The organism is Pseudomonas aeruginosa (assembly GCF_001457615.1).
GTDB lineage: Bacteria > Pseudomonadota > Gammaproteobacteria > Pseudomonadales > Pseudomonadaceae > Pseudomonas > Pseudomonas aeruginosa.
The window spans coordinates 3,805,558-3,826,373 of record NZ_LN831024.1; the positions used below are offsets into that span (position 1 = coordinate 3,805,558).

At 65.9% G+C, this 20,816-nt stretch carries 19 protein-coding genes; 15 read left to right on the forward strand and 4 right to left on the reverse strand.

Annotation, left to right across the window (positions count from 1 at the left end; genetic code table 11):
* Window positions 1–14: 14 nt before the first annotated feature.
* Both tusA and rlmM read right to left on the reverse strand, forming a co-directional pair.
* Window positions 15–254, reverse strand: a complete 240-nt coding sequence (gene tusA / locus AT700_RS17380) for a sulfurtransferase TusA (protein WP_003105999.1) — start codon at window positions 252–254, stop codon at window positions 15–17.
* An 84-nt stretch (window positions 255–338) separates the two neighbouring features.
* Window positions 339–1,397 carry a 23S rRNA (cytidine(2498)-2'-O)-methyltransferase RlmM gene (rlmM, locus tag AT700_RS17385; RefSeq protein WP_003087345.1) on the reverse strand — a complete coding sequence of 353 codons (1,059 nt, stop codon included), beginning with the start codon at window positions 1,395–1,397 and terminating at the stop codon, window positions 339–341.
* A 326-nt stretch (window positions 1,398–1,723) separates the two neighbouring features.
* On the opposite strand from rlmM, the gene acnA reads away from it, so the two are divergent.
* Window positions 1,724–4,456 (forward strand): aconitate hydratase AcnA, encoded by a 2,733-nt coding sequence (acnA, locus tag AT700_RS17390; protein ID WP_003105996.1) that lies wholly within the window; start codon window positions 1,724–1,726, stop codon window positions 4,454–4,456.
* Window positions 4,457–4,828: 372 nt separating this feature from the next.
* Entirely contained in the window at window positions 4,829–6,394 is a 1,566-nt protein-coding gene (locus AT700_RS17395) for a methyl-accepting chemotaxis protein (protein WP_003087330.1), read from the forward strand.
* A 37-nt stretch (window positions 6,395–6,431) separates the two neighbouring features.
* Here the strand turns inward: AT700_RS17395 and cprA are convergent, their stop codons facing one another.
* The gene (cprA, locus tag AT700_RS17400) at window positions 6,432–7,589 is read right to left on the reverse strand and encodes a cationic peptide resistance protein CprA (protein WP_048521159.1); all 1,158 of its coding nucleotides are present in this window, start codon (window positions 7,587–7,589) and stop codon (window positions 6,432–6,434) included.
* Window positions 7,590–7,677: 88 nt separating this feature from the next.
* A complete protein-coding gene (locus AT700_RS17405) occupies window positions 7,678–8,310 on the reverse strand; it encodes an alpha/beta family hydrolase (RefSeq protein WP_003105994.1) in 633 nt (210 codons plus the stop codon).
* 187 nt (window positions 8,311–8,497) lie between these two features.
* Here AT700_RS17405 and ccoN (AT700_RS17410) point away from each other — a divergent pair, with 187 nt between their 5' ends.
* From ccoN (AT700_RS17410) to AT700_RS17470, 13 genes are all read left to right on the forward strand, one after another.
* Entirely contained in the window at window positions 8,498–9,925 is a 1,428-nt protein-coding gene (ccoN, locus tag AT700_RS17410; protein ID WP_003087322.1) for a cytochrome-c oxidase, cbb3-type subunit I, read from the forward strand.
* 10 nt (window positions 9,926–9,935) lie between these two features.
* The gene (gene ccoO, locus AT700_RS17415; RefSeq protein ID WP_003087318.1) at window positions 9,936–10,544 is read left to right on the forward strand and encodes a cytochrome-c oxidase, cbb3-type subunit II; all 609 of its coding nucleotides are present in this window, start codon (window positions 9,936–9,938) and stop codon (window positions 10,542–10,544) included.
* Between the two features lie 5 nt (window positions 10,545–10,549).
* Window positions 10,550–10,735, forward strand: coding sequence for a CcoQ/FixQ family Cbb3-type cytochrome c oxidase assembly chaperone (locus tag AT700_RS17420; protein ID WP_003087314.1), 186 nt, complete (start codon window positions 10,550–10,552; stop codon window positions 10,733–10,735).
* Window positions 10,732–11,658 (forward strand): cytochrome-c oxidase, cbb3-type subunit III, encoded by a 927-nt coding sequence (gene ccoP, locus AT700_RS17425; RefSeq protein ID WP_003087308.1) that lies wholly within the window; start codon window positions 10,732–10,734, stop codon window positions 11,656–11,658. The genes AT700_RS17420 and ccoP (AT700_RS17425) overlap by 4 nt, the downstream gene beginning before the upstream one ends.
* A gap of 364 nt (window positions 11,659–12,022) precedes the next feature.
* Window positions 12,023–13,450, forward strand: coding sequence for a cytochrome-c oxidase, cbb3-type subunit I (ccoN, locus tag AT700_RS17430; protein WP_003087306.1), 1,428 nt, complete (start codon window positions 12,023–12,025; stop codon window positions 13,448–13,450).
* A gap of 14 nt (window positions 13,451–13,464) precedes the next feature.
* Window positions 13,465–14,076 (forward strand): cytochrome-c oxidase, cbb3-type subunit II, encoded by a 612-nt coding sequence (gene ccoO / locus AT700_RS17435; protein WP_003087303.1) that lies wholly within the window; start codon window positions 13,465–13,467, stop codon window positions 14,074–14,076.
* A 5-nt stretch (window positions 14,077–14,081) separates the two neighbouring features.
* Window positions 14,082–14,267 carry a CcoQ/FixQ family Cbb3-type cytochrome c oxidase assembly chaperone gene (locus AT700_RS17440; RefSeq protein WP_003087298.1) on the forward strand — a complete coding sequence of 62 codons (186 nt, stop codon included), beginning with the start codon at window positions 14,082–14,084 and terminating at the stop codon, window positions 14,265–14,267.
* Window positions 14,264–15,220, forward strand: a complete 957-nt coding sequence (ccoP, locus tag AT700_RS17445) for a cytochrome-c oxidase, cbb3-type subunit III (RefSeq protein WP_048521160.1) — start codon at window positions 14,264–14,266, stop codon at window positions 15,218–15,220. Before AT700_RS17440 ends, ccoP (AT700_RS17445) begins: the two co-directional genes overlap by 4 nt.
* 217 nt (window positions 15,221–15,437) lie before the next feature.
* Entirely contained in the window at window positions 15,438–16,853 is a 1,416-nt protein-coding gene (ccoG, locus tag AT700_RS17450; RefSeq protein WP_003087288.1) for a cytochrome c oxidase accessory protein CcoG, read from the forward strand.
* Window positions 16,854–16,864: 11 nt separating this feature from the next.
* Window positions 16,865–17,404 (forward strand): FixH family protein, encoded by a 540-nt coding sequence (locus AT700_RS17455; protein ID WP_003114667.1) that lies wholly within the window; start codon window positions 16,865–16,867, stop codon window positions 17,402–17,404.
* The gene (locus tag AT700_RS17460) at window positions 17,401–19,836 is read left to right on the forward strand and encodes a heavy metal translocating P-type ATPase (RefSeq protein WP_048521161.1); all 2,436 of its coding nucleotides are present in this window, start codon (window positions 17,401–17,403) and stop codon (window positions 19,834–19,836) included. The genes AT700_RS17455 and AT700_RS17460 overlap by 4 nt, the downstream gene beginning before the upstream one ends.
* Window positions 19,815–20,024, forward strand: a complete 210-nt coding sequence (gene ccoS / locus AT700_RS17465; RefSeq protein WP_003087273.1) for a cbb3-type cytochrome oxidase assembly protein CcoS — start codon at window positions 19,815–19,817, stop codon at window positions 20,022–20,024. The genes AT700_RS17460 and ccoS overlap by 22 nt, the downstream gene beginning before the upstream one ends.
* Window positions 20,017–20,700: a sulfite exporter TauE/SafE family protein gene (locus tag AT700_RS17470; protein WP_003087270.1), complete on the forward strand. Its 684-nt coding sequence runs from the start codon at window positions 20,017–20,019 to the stop codon at window positions 20,698–20,700. The genes ccoS and AT700_RS17470 overlap by 8 nt, the downstream gene beginning before the upstream one ends.
* The last annotated feature ends 116 nt before the right edge of the window (window positions 20,701–20,816 follow it).

The following is a 20,816-nucleotide window of genomic DNA, read 5'->3' on the forward strand; positions in this document are numbered from 1 at the left end:
GGTCCGCGGAAGGCCTAGTCGGCCTTCTTGCGGATCCAGTAGAGATAGGTGCCCGCCTCTTCCTGCTGCTCGACCAGCTCGTGGCCGAGGAACACGCAGAACTTGGGGATGTCGCGGCGGGTCGAGGGATCGGTGGCAATCACCTTGAGCAGGCCGCCGGGCGCCAGGTCGCGGACCTTGTTGTGCAGCATCATCACCGGCTCGGGACAGTTCAGGCCGGTGGCGTCGAGAATGGCGTCGACAGAATGGGTCATCGGGAAACTCCGCAACAGAATCCGCGCATTGTCGCGCATGCGGCGCGGCCGGTCACCTGTCCCCGGCCGGAATGCCGCCGCCCCTCAGCGTTCGAGGCGGCGTAGATGGCAGGTCACTTCCTCGCGGTCGTGATACAGCTGCTTGCAGCCGATCGCTACCTTCAGGCCGCGCGCGTCAAAGCTCTCGCGCAGGCGCTGGAGGATCTTGCGCACCTCGGCATAGCGCTGCTTCATCGGCAGCTTGAGGTTGACCACCGCCTCGCGGCAAAGCCCTTCGCCGATCCAGGTCTCGATCAACGCACCGGTGCGTGCCGGCTTCTCGACGATGTCGCAGACCATCCAGTCGACCCGCTGGCGCGGGCGGTACTGGTAGCCGTCGACCTTCTGGTGGTCGACCAGCCCGGAATACATCAGGTTCTCCGCCATCGGCCCGTTGTCCACGGCGGTCACCCGCATCTCCCGGTTAACCAGTTGCCAGGTCCAGCCGCCCGGCGCCGCACCGAGGTCTACGGCGAGCATGTCCGGCGCCAGGCGCTTGTCCCATTCGCTGCGCGGGATGAACTGGTGCCAGGCTTCCTCCAGCTTCAGCGTCGAACGGCTCGGCGCCTCGCGGGGAAACTTCAGGCGCGGGATGCCCATCGGCCAGAGCGCGCTGTTGCGCGGCTCGGCGAGGCCGACGAAGACTTCCCGGCCGGAGCGGAAGGTCAGCAGCAGGCGCGGCAGCGCCGGGTCCTCCTGCAACCGCCCGGCCTTCACCAGCGCCGCGCGCAGCGGTTTCTCGAACTTGCGGCAGAAGGTCGACACCTCCTTGCCGGCATTGGTGTCCAGCACCTCCAGCCAGAGGCTGCCGCAAACCGGATAACTCGCCAGTTCCGCCAGCAGTACCTCGATGCGCTGGCTTTCCGGCAATTCGATGAAGCCGGGCCCGCGCGCCCACTGGCGCGGGAAGATCAAGTCGGCGAAACGCAGGCGGCGCATCAGGCGCTCGGCGCCGTCGGCGTCCTGGCAGACGAACTCGACGTGGGCGCTGGCCGGCTTGCTCTTGGCATAGCCGGGAATCTCGAGAGTGGCTGCATGCTCGGCGATTTCGGCGCAGACTTCACCTTCGAAGCCTGGCCGGCAGTGCATCAACAGGGTATTCATGGGGTTGTCTCCTTGGCCGCGCACTATAGTGCCGGGCATGCCTCAAGGGAACTGCAGCGACCGTTCGTCGGTCCAGTGTATATGGCAGGAGCCCTCGAGCCGGTCTAGCTTGAAGGTTTCGAACAACGCTATCCCAAAGTCTGACTCTCGCCAGCGGCCGGTACCGATGGGATCGGGCCACCGCGCATTACCGAGGTAACGGCACCCTGGCGTCCGCGGACGCCGCGGGTCCCGGGCGAAGCCAGGCACTATCGGCTCGACGACGGGCCTGGCGTCAGGACGAGGCCAGGCCCGCCGCCCCCGGGCCCGCCGTGAGGAAATCAGAAATGCCTGCTTTGGACAGCCTGAAAACCCTTCGCAGTCTCGCTGTGGACGGCAAGACCTACCACTACTACAGCCTCCCGGAAGCCGCCCGGACCCTGGGCGATCTCGGCAAGCTGCCGATGTCGCTGAAGGTCCTGCTGGAAAACCTCCTGCGCTGGGAGGACGGCAGCACCGTCACCGGCGACGACCTCAAGGCCCTCGCCGGCTGGCTCAGGGAGCGCCGTTCCGACCGCGAGATCCAGTACCGCCCGGCGCGGGTCCTGATGCAGGACTTCACCGGGGTGCCCGCGGTGGTCGACCTGGCCGCCATGCGCGCGGCCATGGCCAAGGCCGGCGGCGACCCGCAGAAGATCAACCCGCTGTCGCCGGTGGACCTGGTCATCGACCACTCGGTGATGGTCGACAAGTTCGCCAGCGAATCGGCCTTCGAACAGAACGTCGAGATCGAGATGCAGCGCAACGGCGAACGCTACGCCTTCCTGCGCTGGGGCCAGAACGCCTTCGACAACTTCAGCGTGGTACCGCCGGGCACCGGCATCTGCCACCAGGTCAACCTGGAGTACCTGGGCCGCACGGTCTGGACCAAGGACGAGGATGGCAGGACCTACGCCTTCCCCGACACCCTGGTCGGCACCGACTCCCACACCACCATGATCAACGGCCTCGGCGTGCTCGGCTGGGGCGTCGGCGGCATCGAGGCGGAAGCCGCCATGCTCGGCCAGCCGGTATCGATGCTGATCCCCGAGGTCATCGGCTTCAAGCTCACCGGCAAGCTGCGCGAGGGCATCACCGCCACCGACCTGGTGCTGACCGTCACGCAGATGCTGCGCAAGAAGGGCGTGGTGGGGAAATTCGTCGAGTTCTACGGCGACGGCCTGGCCGACCTGCCCCTGGCGGACCGCGCCACCATCGCCAACATGGCCCCGGAATACGGCGCCACCTGCGGCTTCTTCCCGGTGGACGAGATCACCCTCGGCTACCTGCGCCTGTCCGGACGTCCGGAAAGCACGGTCAAGCTGGTCGAGGCCTACAGCAAGGAACAGGGCCTGTGGCGCGAGAAGGGCCACGAGCCGGTGTTCACCGACACCCTGCACCTGGACATGGGCGAAGTCGAGGCCAGCCTGGCCGGACCGAAGCGCCCGCAGGACCGCGTGGCCCTGCAGAACGTCGCCAGCGCCTTCAACGAGTTCCTCGGCCTGCAACTGCATCCCTCCAGCACCGAAGAAGGCCGCCTGCTCAGCGAGGGCGGCGGCGGCACCGCGGTCGGCGCCAACGCCGCCTTCGGCGAGATCGACTACCAGCACGACGGCCAGACCCACCGCCTGAAGAACGGCGCGGTGGTGATCGCCGCCATCACCTCCTGCACCAACACCTCCAACCCCAGCGTGATGATGGCCGCCGGCCTGCTGGCGAAGAAGGCGGTGGAAAAAGGCCTGCAACGCAAGCCCTGGGTGAAGAGTTCGCTGGCGCCGGGCTCCAAGGTGGTCACCGACTACTTCAAGGCCGCCGGCCTGACCCGCTACCTCGACGAACTCGGCTTCGACCTGGTCGGCTACGGCTGCACCACCTGCATCGGCAACTCCGGCCCGCTGCTGGAGCCGATCGAGAAAGCCATCCAGCAGGCCGACCTGACCGTCGCCTCGGTACTCTCCGGCAACCGCAACTTCGAAGGCCGCGTGCACCCGTTGGTGAAGACCAACTGGCTGGCCTCGCCGCCGCTGGTGGTGGCCTACGCCCTGGCCGGCAGCGTGCGGATCAACCTCAGCGAGGAACCGCTGGGCACCGGCAAGGACGGCCAGCCGGTCTACCTGAAGGACATCTGGCCGAGCCAGAAGGAAATCGCCGAGGCGATCCAGAAGGTCGACACCGAGATGTTCCACAAGGAGTACGCCGAGGTCTTCGCCGGCGACGAGAAATGGCAGGCGATCCAGGTGCCGCAGTCGGACACCTACGAGTGGCAGGCCGACTCCACCTACATCCAGCATCCACCCTTCTTCGAACACATCGCCGAGGCGCCGCCGGCCATCGCCGACGTCGAGCAGGCGCGGGTGCTGGCGGTGCTGGGCGACTCGGTGACCACCGACCACATCTCCCCTGCCGGCAACATCAAGGCCGACAGCCCGGCCGGCCGCTACCTGCGCGAGCACGGCGTGGAACCGAAGGACTTCAACTCCTACGGCTCCCGTCGCGGCAACCATGAGGTGATGATGCGCGGCACCTTCGCCAACATCCGCATCAAGAACGAGATGCTCGGCGGCGAGGAAGGCGGCAATACCCTGTACGTGCCCAGCGGCGAGAAACTGGCGATCTACGACGCGGCCATGCGTTACCAGGAGGACGGCACCCCGCTGGTGATCGTCGCCGGCAAGGAATACGGCACCGGCTCGTCGCGCGACTGGGCGGCCAAGGGTACCAACCTGCTGGGCGTGAAGGCGGTGATCGCGGAGAGCTTCGAGCGCATCCACCGCTCCAACCTGGTCGGCATGGGCGTGCTGCCGTTGCAGTTCGAGAACGGCCAGGACCGCAAGAGCCTGAAGCTGACCGGCAAGGAGGTGCTGAACATCCGCGGCCTCGGCGGCGAACTCAAACCACACATGCCGCTCAGCGTGGAAGTGACCCGCGAGGACGGCAGCCAGGACAGCTTCAAGGTCCTCTGCCGCATCGACACCCTCAACGAGGTCGAGTATTTCAAGGCCGGCGGCATCCTCCACTACGTGCTGCGCAGCATGCTCTGAGGCAGCGGCGGTACGCGCGGAGGGGTGGCTTCGGCCACCCCTTTTTCATTCCGGCGCCCGGGGCCGCGAGCGCTTCGCAGGGCGAACGACGCCCCGGCGTCATCCGCCGATACCCCGCAGGACCGGCGGATGGCCGCCTCGCGCTTATCCGCCAGGCCCCTCCCCAGCCCATGCGCGCCGCCGGGAACGACACGAAACCGTAACGCATTGACCTCCATCAGCGAATCCGCCATCTATCCGACCACGTGGTCGGTTCTCATGCTTTGGGTCAATAGCTATCTGTTTTTCCTCGTGAAAGCATTCACAAATCCCTCATGTGAAAGGCGTTTTCGCCGATGCAGAGGTAAATGCTTCACTTGTTTTGGAAGGCCCATGCGCAACAATCAGCCCATCACCCAGCACGAGCGCGTCTATCCGGCGGAACAACGCCTGATCACCACCACCAATCTCAAAGGCATCATCACCTACTGCAACGAAGCCTTCATCGACATCAGCGGCTTCAGCCGCGAGGAGCTGATGTCCGCGCCGCACAACCTGATCCGTCACCCCGACGTCCCGCCGGCGGTGTTCGCCCACATGTGGACCACCCTCAAAGCCGGCCGCCCGTGGATGGGGATCGTCAAGAACCGCTGCAAGAACGGCGACCACTACTGGGTCAGCGCCTATGTCACGCCGATCTACGACCAGGGCGCGGTGGTCGGCTACGAGTCGGTGCGGGTCAAGCCGACCGCCGAACAGATCCAGCGCGCCGAGGCCCTCTACCGTCGCCTCGGCGCCGGCAAGCCGGCGATCCCCCGGCGCGACCGCTGGCTGCCGGTACTGCTCGACTGGCTGCCGTTCATCCTGATCAGCCAGATCGGCTTCCTCATCGGTATCTGGCTGAACTCCTGGTGGGGCTTCATCCTCGCCGGCCTGCTCGCCGTTCCGCTCGGCCTGGCCGGACTGCGCTGGCAGAAGCGCGGGCTGAAGCGCCTGATGCGGCTCGCCGAACAGACCACCTCCGACCCGCTGATCGCGCAGATGTACACCGACAGCCGCGGCGACCAGGCGCGCCTGGAAATGGCCATCCTCAGCCAGGACGCGCGCCTGAAGACCTGCCTGACGCGCCTGCAGGACACCGCCGAATACCTCACCGAACAGGCGCGCCAGGCCGACACCCTGGCCCACCACAGCTCCGCCGGTCTGGAACAGCAGCGCGCAGAGACCGAACAGGTGGCCACCGCGGTCAACGAGATGGCCGCCACCACCCAGGAAGTGGCGAACAATGTCCAGTTGACCGCCGACGCGACACAGAAGGCCAACGAACTGACCTCGCGCGGCCGCGACATCGCCGCGGAGACGCGCAACGCCATCCAGCGCCTGTCGGAGTCGGTGGGCGAGACCGGGGCCGCGGTGAGTCGCCTGGCCCAGGACAGCAACGAGATCGGCGGCGTGGTCGATGTGATCAAGGGCATCGCCGACCAGACCAACCTGCTCGCCCTCAACGCCGCCATCGAGGCGGCGCGGGCCGGCGACCAGGGACGCGGCTTCGCCGTGGTGGCCGACGAAGTGCGCTCGCTGGCGCAACGCACCGCGGCCTCCACCGAGCAGATCCACCACCTGATCGCCAAGTTGCAGAACACCGCCAACGATGCGGTACATACCATGGAGAGCGGCCTGCAGCAGGCCGAAGCCGGGGTCCAGCGGGTGCTGGAAGCCGACAGCGCGCTGGTCGGCATCAGCGAGGCGGTCAGCAACATCACCGAGATGACCACCCAGATCGCCGCCGCCGCGGAGGAACAGAGCGCGGTGGCCGAGGAAATCAACCGCAACATCAGCACCATCGCCGCCCTGGCCGAGCAGACCTCCGACGAGGCGCTGCGCACGGCGAAACTGAGCGAGGAACTGACCACCACCGCGCAGAGCCAGTATTCCCTGGTCGAGCGCTTCAACCGCTGAGATCAGGCCGCGGGGAGGAAGCTCCCCGCGCCTGCCGTCACTTGAAGTCCCATTGCATCTGCGCCGGGATGCTCACCGCGCTTGACGACTGCACGCAGACGTCGAGGTAGTCGGTGAAGCGCGGCGGCGCGGAGATCCCCTCCTCAAGCAGACGGCTGTTGTCGAACAGGTAGTTGAGGTCGGCAAAGCCGCTGTACAAGCGCAACGCGCGCAGGACCAGACGCGGATTGGCCGGGCCGATGCGCGACTCGAAGCTCTTCGCCAGTTCCTTGAGGTCGTCCACCTCCACCTTGCGGTAGCGCTCGCCTACCGGCGCCGCCCCGTTGGCGCGGGCGAAGGCCTCGTCGATCTCGCCGAAGGTGCAGGCCGCGCGATGGCCGGCGGAGATATGATAGAGGCTGTGCCCCAGGCACGGCTTCAGCGCCAGGCCGATCAGCGCCTCGGCGCAGTAGTCGACCGGAATCACGTCGATCTGCTCGTCCAGGCCGCAGGTGAAGCTTTCCAGGGCGAAGCCCATGCGGAAAACCCAGAAGATGCTGCCGGAGGCCTGGCAGCCAAGGGTACGGTGGCCCACCACGATGGATGGCCGCGCCACCACCAGGGGCAGGTCCGGCAGTTCCTGGCGCATGCGCCGCTCGATTTCCGCCTTGGACGCGGTGTAGTCCACCAGTTGCTGCTCCGCCGCCGGGAATTCCCAGGACTCGCTGATCGGCGACTCTCGCTGCGGTCCGCAGCACATCGCGGTACCGACGTGGAGGAAACGCTTCAGTCGCTTCGAACGGCTCAGCACGTCGGCGAAGGCGAAAGTGCCGTCGACGTTGACCGGCCAGATGGTCGGGTTCTTCGAGAACGACGCCACGGCGGCGCAATTGATCACCCGCTCCACCTGCATCAGACGCGGCGTCTCGCGGGCCAGCCAGGAGGTGTCGAGGAAATCGCCGCAGAGGATCTGCTCCGCCCGCAGTGCCAGGCAGTCGGTTTCGTCGACGCCATGCATCAGCAGGTTGCCGCGCAGGCGCTCGAGCCCCTCCTGGCGGGATTCGGCGCGGACCAGGAAGGACAGGTTGGCGCCGTGCCCGGCGGCGATCAGCTGGGCGGCGACCGAACCGCCGAGAAAGCCGGTGGCCCCCGTCAGCAGGATGCGTTCGCGGGTATCGATAGCGGTGATCTGCTCACCGTCGGCATGCATGTTCATGTCTTCCCCCCTCAGAGAAGTCAGTCGCCCACGCCTCGATGCGAGGGTGGTTGCGCCGCAGCTTATGAGGGGATGCCTTAAGGAACCGTTAATGGCCCTGGAGCCCGCGAAGGAAGCCGGCCACCTCCCGCGCCGTTGCCGCCAGGTGCTGCTCGTGGGTCAGGCCGGAGGCCTTCAGCGGCTTGAGGTCGTGGTCCGCCGCGGCCAGCCAGTGCAGGCGGATCGTCGGCGCCAGCGCATATCCCGCCACCGCCTCGCGGTTGCCCAGGGCGTCGCGCTCGCCCTGGACGATCAGGGTCGGCGTGCGCAGCCCGGCGAGGTGGGCGACCCGCGGCTTCTCCGGCTTGCCGGCGGCGTAGAACGGGTAGCCGAGGCAGACCAGGGCATCCGCGCCCAGCTCGTCGGCCAGTAGGCTGGCCATGCGCCCGCCCATCGACTTGCCGCCCAGGGCCAAGGGCCCGTCCAGGGTCTCGCGGACCTGCGCATGGACTCGCCGCCAGCAGTCGAGCAACTGCGCTTGCGGATTCGGCGGACGCTTGCGGCCGTCCTCGCGACGCTGGGCCATGTAGGGAAACTCGAAGCGCGCGACGGCGATGCCCTGGGCGGCGAGCAGTTCGGCGATGCGCTCCATGAACGGGCTGTCCATCGGCGCCCCGGCGCCATGGGCGAGAATCAGGGTGGCCGACAGCGAGCCGGCCGGGCGGTTCCATTTCAGCGACAACTTGCCACACCTCGTATGCAGTGGGGGTCGGGAAGCCAATTGATCCCGATCAATATTTCATAACGCCCCATTATCCATGCTTCCTCTCGCTAATTACGCCAATTAGACCAGCCCCAATGGGGGGACGCCCGGCATCCCAACTGCCGGAAAAAGCCATAGCGTATAACCGTGGATGGAAGCCCATAGCATGAGCACCACTAACCCAGAGTCCGCCTATAACTACAAGGTGGTCCGCCAATTCGCCATCATGACCGTGGTCTGGGGCATCGTCGGCATGACCGTCGGTGTCCTGATCGCCGCCCAGCTGGTATGGCCCGACCTGAACTTCGGCTTGCCGTGGACGAGCTTCGGCCGCCTGCGCCCGCTGCACACCAACGCGGTGATCTTCGCCTTCGGCGGTTGCGCGCTGTTCGCCACCAGCTACTACGCGGTGCAGCGCACCTGCCAGGTGCGACTGTTCTCCGACACCCTCGCCTCCTTCACCTTCTGGGGCTGGCAACTGGTGATCCTGCTGGCCGCCATCAGCCTGCCGCTGGGCTACACCTCGTCCAAGGAGTACGCCGAGCTGGAATGGCCGATCGACATCCTGATCACGGTGGTCTGGGTCGCCTACGCGGTGGTGTTCTTCGGCACCCTGGTCAAGCGCAAGGTCAAGCACATCTATGTGGGCAACTGGTTCTTCGGCGGGTTCATCCTCACCGTCGCCATGCTCCACGTGGTGAACAACCTCGAGCTGCCGGTAACCTTCACCAAGTCCTACTCGCTGTACGCCGGCGCCACCGACGCCATGGTCCAGTGGTGGTACGGGCACAACGCCGTGGGCTTCTTCCTCACCGCCGGCTTCCTCGGCATGATGTACTACTTCGTGCCCAAGCAGGCGGAGCGTCCGGTCTACTCCTATCGCCTGTCCATCGTCCACTTCTGGGCGCTGATCGCGGTGTACATCTGGGCCGGCCCGCACCACCTGCACTACACCGCGCTGCCGGACTGGGCGCAGTCGCTGGGCATGGTGATGTCGCTGATCCTCCTGGCGCCGAGCTGGGGCGGCATGATCAACGGCATGATGACCCTCTCGGGCGCCTGGCATAAGCTGCGCAGCGACCCGATCCTGCGCTTCCTGGTGGTGTCCCTGGCGTTCTACGGCATGTCCACCTTCGAAGGCCCGATGATGGCGATCAAGACCGTCAACGCCCTCTCCCACTACACCGACTGGACCATCGGCCACGTACACGCCGGCGCCCTCGGCTGGGTCGCGATGGTTTCCATCGGCTCGCTCTACCACCTGATCCCGAAGGTCTTCGGCCGCGAGAAGATGTACAGCCTGGGCCTGATCAACGCGCACTTCTGGCTGGCCACCATCGGTACCGTGCTTTACATCGCCTCGATGTGGGTCAACGGCATCACCCAGGGCCTGATGTGGCGCGCGGTCAACGAGGACGGCACCCTGACCTACTCCTTCGTCGAAGCGCTGGCCGCCGGCCACCCCGGCTTCATCGTGCGCATGCTCGGCGGTTTCATCTTCCTGCTCGGCATGTTCCTGATGGCCTACAACACCTGGCGCACCGTCAGTGCCGCCAAGCCGGCCGAATACGAAGCCGCCGCACAGATCGCCTGAGGAGCCGAGCATGAAACACGAAATACTCGAGAAGAACGTCGGCCTGCTGGCGCTATGCATGGCCGTGGCCGTGAGCATCGGCGGCCTGACCCAGATCGTGCCGCTGTTCTTCCAGGACGTGACCAACACCCCGGTCGAAGGCATGAAGCCCTATACCGCGCTGCAACTGGAAGGCCGCGACATCTATATCCGCGAAGGCTGCGTCGGCTGCCACTCGCAGATGATCCGTCCGTTCCGCGCCGAAACCGAACGCTACGGCCACTACTCGGTGGCCGGCGAGAGCGTCTGGGACCACCCCTTCCTGTGGGGTTCCAAGCGTACCGGCCCGGACCTGGCCCGCGTCGGTAGCCGCTACTCCGACGACTGGCACCGCGCACACCTGTTCAACCCGCGCAACGTGGTGCCCGAGTCGAAGATGCCGGCCTACCCGTGGCTGGTGGAGAACAAGCTCGACGGCAAGGACATCGAGAAGAAGCTCGAAGTGATGCGCACCCTCGGCGTGCCCTATACCGACGAAGACATCAAGGGCGCCAAGGACTCGCTGAAAGGCAAGACCGAGATGGACGCCGTGGTCGCCTACCTGCAGGTGCTCGGCACCTCGATCAAGAACAAACGGTGACGGCAATGGATATCGGGACGCTGCGAGGACTCGGCACGCTGCTGATCATGGTCGCCTTCATCGGTCTGGTGATCTGGGCCTACAGCGGCAAACGCAAGAAGAGCTTCGACGAAGCGACGATGCTGCCCTTCGCAGACGATCCCGAAGCCAAAAAGCACGTCGAGCAAGCTTCTAGGAGTAACAAAGAATGACCACCTTCTGGAGTCTGTACATCACAGCTCTTACCGTCGGTACCTTGATCGCCCTGCTCTGGCTGGTCTTCGCCACCCGCAAGGGCGAGGCCAAGGGTACTACCGAAAAGACCATGGGCCACTCCTACGACGGCATCGAGGAGTACGACAACCCGCTGCCGAAGTGGTGGTTCATGCTGTACATCGGCACCATCGTCTTCTCCGTCGGCTACCTGGTCCTGTACCCGGGCCTGGGTAACTGGAAAGGCGTGCTGCCGGGCTACGAGGGCGGCTGGACCCAGGACAAGCAGTGGGAACGCGAGATGAACATCGCCCAGGAGAAGTACGGGCCGATCTTCGCCAAGTACGCCGCCATGCCCATCGAGGAAGTGGCCAAGGACGAGCACGCCATGAAGATGGGCAGCCGCATGTTCGCCACCTACTGCTCGATCTGCCACGGTTCCGACGCCAAGGGCGCCCTCGGCTTCCCCAACCTGGCCGACAACGAGTGGCGCTGGGGCGGTGACCCGCAGAGCATCGAGACCACCATCCTCGGCGGTCGCCACGCGATCATGGCGGCCTGGGGCGACATCCTCGGCGAAGACGGGGTGAAGAACGTCGCCGCCTACGTCCGCACCGAACTCGCCGGGCTGAAGCTGCCGGAAGGCACCAAGGCCGACGTCGAGGCCGGCAAGCAGATCTTCTCGGTCAACTGCGTCGCCTGCCACGGCCCGGAAGGCAAGGGTACCGCCCTGGTCGGCGCGCCGAACCTGACCAACCCCGGCGCGTTCATCTACGGCTCCAGCTACGCCCAGCTCCAACAAACCATCCGCCATGGCCGCCAGGGCCAGATGCCGGCCCAGGAGCCCTACCTGGGCAAGGAAAAGGTGCACATCCTGGCCGCCTACATCTACAACCTGTCGCACAACCAGGGCAGCAACTGACCCCTCCCCCCACCCGCGCCCTCCCGGGCGCGGGTCCTTCCCCCGGTCTCAGACCTTAGTCCCAGGCGGCGCGACGAAGTGTCGCACCAGCGGACGCCTTTCCTACCCTTCCTTTTCAATCGCGTCTAAGCTGCTCTGCATTCGTCCCTCTCCGGCAGAGCGACGGGACACCTAACTTCACCGGCCGAACCCACTCGTCCGGATAGCGCCAGAAAGCCATACGGCCGCCTTGGAAAGCGCTCTGAAGCAGGCATCAAACTGGCGTCGCCCCTGGCCTGGCGCGTTGCAATGCCCACCCGCTTTCTCCATACTTGCCGCCGATTTTTTGTCCCTAAAAAAGTCCATTAACCGTGGAACCCCTAGCATGAGCACAGCAATCAGTCAGACTGCTTATAACTATAAGGTGGTCCGCCAGTTCGCCGTTATGACGGTGGTCTGGGGGGTCATTGGAATGGGTCTCGGTGTCCTGATCGCCGCCCAACTGGTATGGCCCGAATTGAACTTCGACCTGCCGTGGACGAGCTTCGGCCGCCTTCGCCCCCTGCACACCAACGCGGTGATCTTCGCCTTCGGTGGGTGCGCCCTCTTCGCCACCTCGTACTACGTGGTGCAACGTACCTCGCAAGCCCGACTGATTTCAGACACGCTGGCGGCCTTCACCTTCTGGGGTTGGCAGGCCGTGATCGTGGGCGCCGTGCTGACCCTGCCGCAGGGTTTCACCACCTCCAAGGAATACGCCGAACTGGAATGGCCGCTGGCCATCCTCCTGGCGATCGTCTGGATCACCTACGCGATCGTGTTCTTCGGCACCATCGTCAAGCGCAAGGTCAAGCACATCTATGTGGGCAACTGGTTCTACGGTGCCTTCATCCTGGTGACGGCGATGCTGCATATCGTCAACCACATGTCGCTGCCGGTGAGCTGGTTCAAGTCCTACTCCGCCTACTCCGGCGCCACCGATGCGATGGTCCAGTGGTGGTACGGGCACAACGCCGTGGGCTTCTTCCTGACCACCGGCTTCCTCGGCATGATGTACTACTTCGTGCCCAAGCAGGCCGAGCGTCCGGTCTATTCCTATCGCCTGTCCATCGTCCACTTCTGGGCGCTGATCTCCCTGTACATCTGGGCCGGCCCGCACCACCTGCACTACACCGCGCTGCCGGACTGGGCGCAGTCGCTGGGCATGGTGATGTCGCTGATCCTCCTGGCACCGAGCTGGGGCGGCATGATCAACGGCATGATGACCCTCTCCGGCGCCTGGCATAAGCTGCGCACCGACCCGATCCTGCGCTTCCTGGTGGTATCCCTGGCCTTCTACGGCATGTCCACCTTCGAAGGCCCGATGATGGCGATCAAGACCGTCAACGCCCTCTCCCACTACACCGACTGGACCATCGGCCACGTGCACGCCGGCGCCCTCGGCTGGGTGGCGATGATCTCCATCGGCTCGCTCTACCACCTGATCCCGAAAGTCTTCGGTCGCCCGCAGATGCACAGCATCGGCCTGATCAACGCGCACTTCTGGCTGGCCACCATCGGCACCGTGCTGTACATCGCCTCGATGTGGGTCAACGGCATCACCCAGGGCCTGATGTGGCGCGCGGTCAACGAGGACGGCACCCTGACCTACTCCTTCGTTGAAGCACTGGTCGCAAGCCACCCGGGCTTCATCGTGCGCATGATCGGCGGTGGTTTCTTCCTCACCGGCATGCTGCTGATGGCCTACAACACCTGGCGCACCGTGCGTGCTGCCAAGCCGGCCGAATACGAAGCCGCCGCGCAGATCGCCTGAGGAGCCCGACGTAAATGAAGAACCACGAAATACTCGAGAAGAACGTCGGCCTGCTGGCCATCTTCATGGTGATCGCCGTCAGCATCGGCGGCCTGACCCAGATCGTTCCGCTGTTCTTCCAGGACGTGACCAATACCCCGGTCGAAGGCATGAAGCCGCGTACCGCCCTGGAACTGGAAGGTCGCGACATCTACATCCGCGAAGGCTGCGTCGGCTGCCACTCGCAGATGGTCCGTCCGTTCCGTGCCGAGACCGAACGCTACGGCCATTACTCGGTCGCCGGTGAAAGCGTCTGGGACCACCCGTTCCTGTGGGGTTCCAAGCGTACCGGCCCGGACCTGGCCCGCGTCGGCGGCCGTTACTCCGACGACTGGCACCGCGCGCACCTGTACAACCCGCGCAACGTGGTGCCCGAGTCGAAGATGCCTGCCTACCCGTGGCTGGTAGAGAACAAGCTTGATGGCAAGGACACCGCCACCAAGATGGAAGTCCTGCGCAAGCTGGGCGTGCCTTACACCGACGAGGACATCGCCGGTGCACGTGAAGCCGTGAAGGGCAAGACCGAGATGGACGCCCTGGTGGCGTTCCTTCAAGGCCTGGGAACCTCTATCAAGAGCAAACGGTGAGTGTGATGGATATCGGGACTCTGCGTGGACTGGGCACCGTGGTGATCATGGTCGCCTTCATCGGCCTGGTGATCTGGGCCTACAGCGGCAAGCGCAAGAAGAGCTTCGACGAAGCGACGATGCTGCCCTTCGCAGACGATCCCGAAGCCAAAAAGCACGTCGAGCAAGCTTCTAGGAGTAACAAAGAATGACGACCTTCTGGAGTCTGTACATTACAGCTCTCACCCTCGGCACCCTGCTGGCGCTGACCTGGCTGATCTTCGCCACCCGCAAGGGCCAGCGCAGCAGCACCACCGACGAGACCGTGGGCCACTCCTACGACGGCATCGAGGAGTACGACAACCCGCTGCCGAAGTGGTGGTTCATGCTGTTCGTCGGCACCCTGGTGTTCGCCGTGGGGTACCTGGCCCTGTACCCGGGCCTGGGCACCTGGAAAGGCCTGATGCCGGGCTACCAGTCCGCCGACGAATTCGCCGACAAGGAAAAAGGCTGGACCGGCGTCCACCAGTGGGAAAAGGAAATGGCCAAGGCCGACGAGAAATACGGCCCGATCTTCGCCAAGTTCGCCGCGATGCCCATCGAGGAAGTCGCCAAGGATCCGCAGGCGGTGAAAATGGGCGGTCGCCTGTTCGCCTCCAACTGCTCGATCTGCCACGGCTCCGACGCCAAGGGCGCCTACGGCTTCCCCAACCTGACCGACGCCGACTGGCGCTGGGGCGGCGAGCCGGAAACCATCAAGACCACCATCATGGCTGGCCGCCACGCCGCCATGCCGGCCTGGGGTGAAGTGATCGGCGAGGAAGGCGTGAAGAACGTCGCCGCTTTCGTCCTCACCCAGATGGATGGCCGCAAGCTGCCGGAAGGCGCCAAGGCAGACATCGAGGCCGGCAAGCAGGTCTTCGCTAGCACCTGCGTCGCCTGCCACGGTCCGGAAGGCAAGGGCACCCCGGCGATGGGCGCTCCCGATCTGACCCACCCCGGCGCGTTCATCTACGGCTCTAGCTTCGCGCAACTGCAGCAGACTATCCGCTACGGTCGCCAGGGTGTGATGCCGGCGCAACAGGAACACCTGGGCAACGACAAGGTGCACCTGCTGGCCGCCTACGTATACAGCCTGTCGCACGGCGAGAAGAGCGCCGAATAAGCGCTCCCTCCCCCACGACCCAGACGGCGCCGGCAACCCCGGCGCCGTTTTATTTTGTGCAAAAGAAAAGCGCGAATGGGACAATACGCGACCAAAAGTCGCACAGTTACCGCAAAAAGCCTGATAGATCAGGCGTATAATCAGTAGGCGTGCAACTATTTTCTGACCCTGTCGGCATGTACCGGCCGGGCGCCCCCCACTGCCGTGGTACGCACTGATGAGCAAACAGATTCCCGTTCAAGACGTCACCCCGCCTGCCAAGGGCGACACCAATAACAACGATCTCTACGCCAAGCGCGAGAAGATCTACACCCGGGCCTTCACCGGTATCTTCCGCCGACTGCGCATGGTGGGCGGTGCGGCGCTCTTCCTCCTCTACTTCGGTACCGTCTGGCTCAACTGGAGCGGCCGCCAGGCCGTCTGGTGGGACCTACCCGAGCGCAAGTTCTACATCTTCGGCGCCACCTTCTGGCCGCAGGACTTCATGCTGCTTTCCTGGCTGCTGATCGTCTGCGCCTTCGGCCTGTTCTTCATCACCGTGTTCGCCGGTCGCGTCTGGTGTGGCTATACCTGCCCGCAGAGCGTGTGGACCTGGATCTACATGTGGTGCGAGAAGGTCACCGAAGGCGACCGCAACCAGCGCATCAAGCTGGACAAGGCTCCGATGAGCGGCAACAAGCTGCTGCGCAAGACCGCCAAGCACAGCCTGTGGCTGCTGATCGGCCTGGTCACCGGCCTGACCTTCGTCGGCTACTTCTCGCCGATCCGCGAGCTGATTCCCGAGCTGCTCACCGGCCAGGCCGACGGCTGGGCCTACTTCTGGGTCGGCTTCTTCACCCTGGCCACCTACGGCAACGCCGGCTGGCTGCGCGAGCAGGTGTGCATCTACATGTGCCCCTACGCGCGCTTCCAGAGCGTGATGTTCGACAAGGACACCCTGATCGTCTCCTACGATCCGCGTCGTGGCGAGAAGCGCGGCCCGCGCAAGAAGTCCCTCGACTACAAGGCCCAGGGCCTGGGCGACTGCATCGACTGCACGATGTGCGTGCAGGTCTGCCCGACCGGCATCGACATCCGCGACGGCCTGCAGATCGAGTGCATCGGCTGCGCGGCGTGCATCGACGCCTGCGACAGCATCATGGAGAAGATGAACTACCCGAAAGGGCTGATCAGCTACACCACCGAGCACAACCTCAACGGCCAGAAGACCCACCTGGCCCGGCCGCGCCTGATCGGCTACGCCATCGCCCTGGTGCTGATGATCTCCGCCCTGATCACCGCGGTGGTCCTGCGTCCGCTGGTCGGCTTCGACGTCAGCAAGGACCGCGTGCTCTACCGCGAGAACGAACTCGGCCGCATCGAGAACGTGTACAGCCTGAAGATCATGAACAAGGATCAGCAGGACCACACCTACATCCTCGGCGCCAAGGGTCTCGAAGGCCTGACCCTGGAAGGCCGGCGCGAGCTGAAGGTGGCGGCGGGCGACATCCTCAACCTGCCGATGGAACTGTCCATCGAGCCGGAGAAGCTGCCTTCGACCACCAACGAGATCGTCTTCACCATCGAGTCGGCCGACGACCCGAGCATCCATAAAGAAGCGAAGAGTCGCTTCATTGGCCCACGCACCCGTTGAGTAACTTGAGCATGCAGTCCGAGACCCACCCTCAACCCTGGTACAAACACTTCTGGGCCTGGTTCATCGTGGCCCTCCTGGCGACCTCGGTGGTGCTCGGGCTGAGCCTGGTCACCATCGCGGTGCGCAACCAGGACACCCTGGTCACCGACAACTACTACGAGGCCGGCAAGGGCATCAACCGCTCCCTGGAACGCGAGAACCTGGCCGTACGCCTGCAGGTGCACGCCAAGGTCAAGGTCGACGACCTGACCGGCGAAGTCGAAGTGCGCCTGACCGGCAACAGCCGTCCGGATCGGCTCACCCTCAACCTGATCTCGCCGACCCAGCCGGAGAAGGACCGCCGCGTGGAGCTGCTGCGCAGCAACTCCGACCGCGAGCGCTACGTCGGGCAACTGACCGACGCCGTCGAGGGCCGTCGCTTCGTCGAACTGCTCGGCCAGGAAGGCAGCGGCCAGTGGCGTCTTTTCGAGGAAGAGGTGGTATCGCCGACCGTGGTCATGGAGCTGGGTGACGAACCGCTCCAGGGAGCAGAAGCGAAGCGCCCATGAGCGCCCCCCTGCCCTGCTACCACTGCGGCTTGCCGGTCCCCGCCGGCAGCCGCTTCGAGGCCCGCGTACTCGGCGAGACGCGGGCCATGTGCTGTCCGGGCTGCCAGGCGGTGGCCGAGGCCATCGTCGCCGGCGGCCTGGAAAGCTACTACCGGCACCGCAGCGAAAACGCCGCCAATCCCGAAGCCTTGCCCAAGGCGCTCAGCGAAGAGTTGCAGCTCTACGACCGCCCGGACGTACAGGGCGGCTTCGTCCGCCATGAGGGCGAGCTGGCGGAAACCAGCCTGATGATCGAAGGCATCAGTTGCGCCGCCTGCGGCTGGCTGATCGAGAAGCACCTGCGCCAGTTGCCTGGCGTGGCCGAGGCGCGGCTCAACCTGTCCAACCATCGCCTGCACGTGCGCTGGCAGGACAGCCAGTTGCCGCTCAGCCAGTTGCTTGGCGAACTGCGCCAGATCGGCTATGCCGGCCATCCCTACCAACCCGACCGCGCCACCGAGCGCCTGGCCATGGAGAACCGTCACGCCCTGCGCCAGCTCGGTGTCGCCGGGCTGCTGTGGATCCAGGTGATGATGGCGGTAATGGCGACCTGGCCGGAATTCAACCTCGACCTTTCCGCCGGCATGGACCGCATCCTGCGCTGGGTCAGCCTGATCCTCACCACGCCGATCGTCTTCTACTGCTGCGGCCAGTTCTTCCGTGGCGCCCTGCGCGACCTGCGCACCCGCCACCTGACCATGGACGTCTCGGTGTCGCTGGCGATCGGCGGCGCCTACGTCGCCGGCATCTGGTCGACGATCACCGGCCAGGGCGAGCTGTATTTCGACGCGGTCGGCATGTTCGCCCTGTTCCTCCTCGCCGGCCGCTACCTCGAACGCCGCGCGCGGGAGCGCACCGCCGCCTCCACCGCGCAACTGGTCAACCTGCTGCCGGCGTCCTGCCTGCGCCTGGACGCCGCCAACCAGGGCGAGCGCATCCTGCTCAGCGAACTGCGCGTCGGCGACCGCGTACTGGTACCGCCAGGCGCCGTGCTGCCGGCCGACGGAGTGATCCTCGACGGCCAGTCCAGCGTCGACGAGTCGCTGCTCACCGGCGAGTACCTGCCCCATCCACGCCAGGCCGGCGACGCCGTCACCGGCGGTACCCTGAACGTCGAGGGGCCGCTGACCGTCGAGGTCGGCGCCCTTGGCGACGACAGCCGCCTGTCGGCCATCGTCCGCCTGCTGGAACGCGCCCAGGCGGACAAGCCGCGCCTGGCGGAACTGGCCGACAAGGTGGCGCAGTGGTTCCTGCTCATCGTCCTGCTGGTCGCCGCAGCGGTCGGCGCGCTGTGGTGGCAGGTCGACCACCAGCGCGCCTTCTGGGTGGTGCTGTCGCTGCTGGTCGCCACCTGCCCCTGCGCCCTGTCGCTGGCCACGCCCACCGCTCTCACCGCGGCCACCGGCAGCCTGCACAAGCTCGGCCTGCTGATCACGCGCGGGCACGTGCTGGAAGGGCTGAACCACATCGACACGGTAATCTTCGACAAGACCGGCACCCTCACCGAAGGCCGCCTGACGCTCAAGCAGGTGCTACCCCTGCGCGATCTCGACGCGGATCGCTGCCTGGCCCTCGCCGCCGCCCTCGAGAACCGTTCCGAACACCCCATCGCCCGCGCCTTCGGCCGTGCGCCGGAGGCCGCCGACAGCGTCGCAAGCCATCCGGGACTGGGCCTCGAAGGCCTGGTGGAAGGCCGCCGCCTGCGCATCGGCCAGGCCGCCTTCGTCAGCTACCTGGGCGGCAGCGCCACGCCCGCGATGCCCGGCAACTCCGGACAGTGGCTGCTGCTCGGCGACGAGCAGGGACCGCTGGCCTGGTTCGGTCTCGACGACCGCCTGCGCAGCGACGCCCCCGCCCTGCTCGCCGCCTGCAAGGCGCGCGGCTGGCGCACCCTCCTGCTATCCGGTGACGCCTCGCCGATGGTCGCCAGCGTCGCTGCCGAACTGGGCATCGACGAAGCCCGCGGCGGCCTGACCCCGGACGACAAGCTGGCCATGCTCGAACGCCTGCACGGCGAGGGCCGCCGGGTGCTGATGCTCGGCGACGGAGTCAACGACGTACCGGTGCTCGCCGGTGCCGACATCAGCGTCGCCATGGGCAGCGCCACCGACCTGGCCAAGACCAGCGCCGACGCGGTGCTCCTGTCCAACCGCCTGGACAGCCTGGTGCAGGCTTTCCGGCTGGCGCGCCGCACCCGCCATATCATCATCGAGAACCTGGCCTGGGCCAGCCTGTACAATGGCCTGGTCCTGCCCTTCGCCGCGCTCGGCTGGATCACCCCGGGCTGGGCGGCGATCGGCATGTCGGTCAGTTCGCTGCTGGTGGTGGTCAACGCCCTGCGGCTGACCCGAATCCCTTCGCCGAGGTCCGTATGGCCGCGCTCTACATCCTGATCCCCGTCGCGATCGTCATCGTCGCCATCGCCATCTACGTGTTCTTCTGGGCGGTGGACAGCGGCCAGTACGACGATCTCGACGGCCCCGCCCACAGCATTCTCTTCGACGACGAAGACCCGAAGCACCAGGCCGGCGTCGACGAAGCGGAGAAGCCGTCGAAACCCGAGGACCGACCGCGTGGCTGAACTGGCGCCGTTGCTGGTTTCCGCGCTGATCCTCGGCCTGCTCGGGGGAGGCCACTGCCTGGGCATGTGCGGCGGCCTGATGGGCGCGCTGACCCTGGCCATTCCCGCCGAACAGCGCGGCCGTCGTCTGCGCCTGCTGCTGGCCTACAACCTCGGCCGCATCCTCAGCTACGCCTGCGCCGGCCTGCTGCTCGGCCTGGCCGGCTGGGCGGTGGCGCGCACCCCGTTGGCCGGCGCGCTGCGGGTGGTCGCCGGGCTGCTGCTGATCGCCATGGGACTCTACCTGGCCGGCTGGTGGAGCGGCCTGACCCGCGTCGAGGCGCTCGGTCGCGGTCTCTGGCGCCACCTGGAACCCTTCGCCCGGCGCCTGCTGCCGGTCTCCAGCCTGCCACGAGCCCTGCTGCTCGGAGCGATCTGGGGCTGGCTGCCCTGCGGGCTGGTCTACAGCACCCTGCTCTGGGCCACCAGCCAGGGATCGGCACTGGACAGCGCGCTGCTGATGCTGGCGTTCGGCCTCGGCACCTGGCCGGTTCTGCTGGCCACCGGCATGGCCGCCGAACGGGTGACCGCCCTGCTGCGCCGTCGCGGCGTACGCATCGTGGGCGGCCTGATGGTCATCCTCTTCGGCCTCTGGACCCTCCCAGGACCGCACCAGGCCTGGCTGATGGGGCATTGACGGACGCCCGTCCCAACATCGGGCGACACATCCTGTATACATTCACCCGCTTGATACAAATCAACAGGCCTTCCCGGAGCAATCCCTAGACTTCCCGACTAAAGCTCGCCAACTGG

Excerpts from the sequence above, each read along its gene's own strand:
- tusA (WP_003105999.1), bottom strand. The coding sequence starts at position 254 with ATGACCCATTCTGTCGACGCCATTCTCGACGCCACCGGCCTGAACTGT.
- rlmM (WP_003087345.1), bottom strand. The coding sequence starts at position 1,397 with ATGAATACCCTGTTGATGCACTGCCGGCCAGGCTTCGAAGGTGAAGTC.
- acnA (WP_003105996.1), top strand. The coding sequence starts at position 1,724 with ATGCCTGCTTTGGACAGCCTGAAAACCCTTCGCAGTCTCGCTGTGGAC.
- AT700_RS17395 (WP_003087330.1), top strand. The coding sequence starts at position 4,829 with ATGCGCAACAATCAGCCCATCACCCAGCACGAGCGCGTCTATCCGGCG.
- cprA (WP_048521159.1), bottom strand. The coding sequence starts at position 7,589 with ATGAACATGCATGCCGACGGTGAGCAGATCACCGCTATCGATACCCGC.
- ccoN (WP_003087322.1), top strand. The coding sequence starts at position 8,498 with ATGAGCACCACTAACCCAGAGTCCGCCTATAACTACAAGGTGGTCCGC.
- ccoO (WP_003087318.1), top strand. The coding sequence starts at position 9,936 with ATGAAACACGAAATACTCGAGAAGAACGTCGGCCTGCTGGCGCTATGC.
- AT700_RS17420 (WP_003087314.1), top strand. The coding sequence starts at position 10,550 with ATGGATATCGGGACGCTGCGAGGACTCGGCACGCTGCTGATCATGGTC.
- ccoP (WP_003087308.1), top strand. The coding sequence starts at position 10,732 with ATGACCACCTTCTGGAGTCTGTACATCACAGCTCTTACCGTCGGTACC.
- ccoN (WP_003087306.1), top strand. The coding sequence starts at position 12,023 with ATGAGCACAGCAATCAGTCAGACTGCTTATAACTATAAGGTGGTCCGC.
- ccoO (WP_003087303.1), top strand. The coding sequence starts at position 13,465 with ATGAAGAACCACGAAATACTCGAGAAGAACGTCGGCCTGCTGGCCATC.
- AT700_RS17440 (WP_003087298.1), top strand. The coding sequence starts at position 14,082 with ATGGATATCGGGACTCTGCGTGGACTGGGCACCGTGGTGATCATGGTC.
- ccoP (WP_048521160.1), top strand. The coding sequence starts at position 14,264 with ATGACGACCTTCTGGAGTCTGTACATTACAGCTCTCACCCTCGGCACC.
- ccoG (WP_003087288.1), top strand. The coding sequence starts at position 15,438 with ATGAGCAAACAGATTCCCGTTCAAGACGTCACCCCGCCTGCCAAGGGC.
- AT700_RS17455 (WP_003114667.1), top strand. The coding sequence starts at position 16,865 with ATGCAGTCCGAGACCCACCCTCAACCCTGGTACAAACACTTCTGGGCC.
- AT700_RS17460 (WP_048521161.1), top strand. The coding sequence starts at position 17,401 with ATGAGCGCCCCCCTGCCCTGCTACCACTGCGGCTTGCCGGTCCCCGCC.
- ccoS (WP_003087273.1), top strand. The coding sequence starts at position 19,815 with ATGGCCGCGCTCTACATCCTGATCCCCGTCGCGATCGTCATCGTCGCC.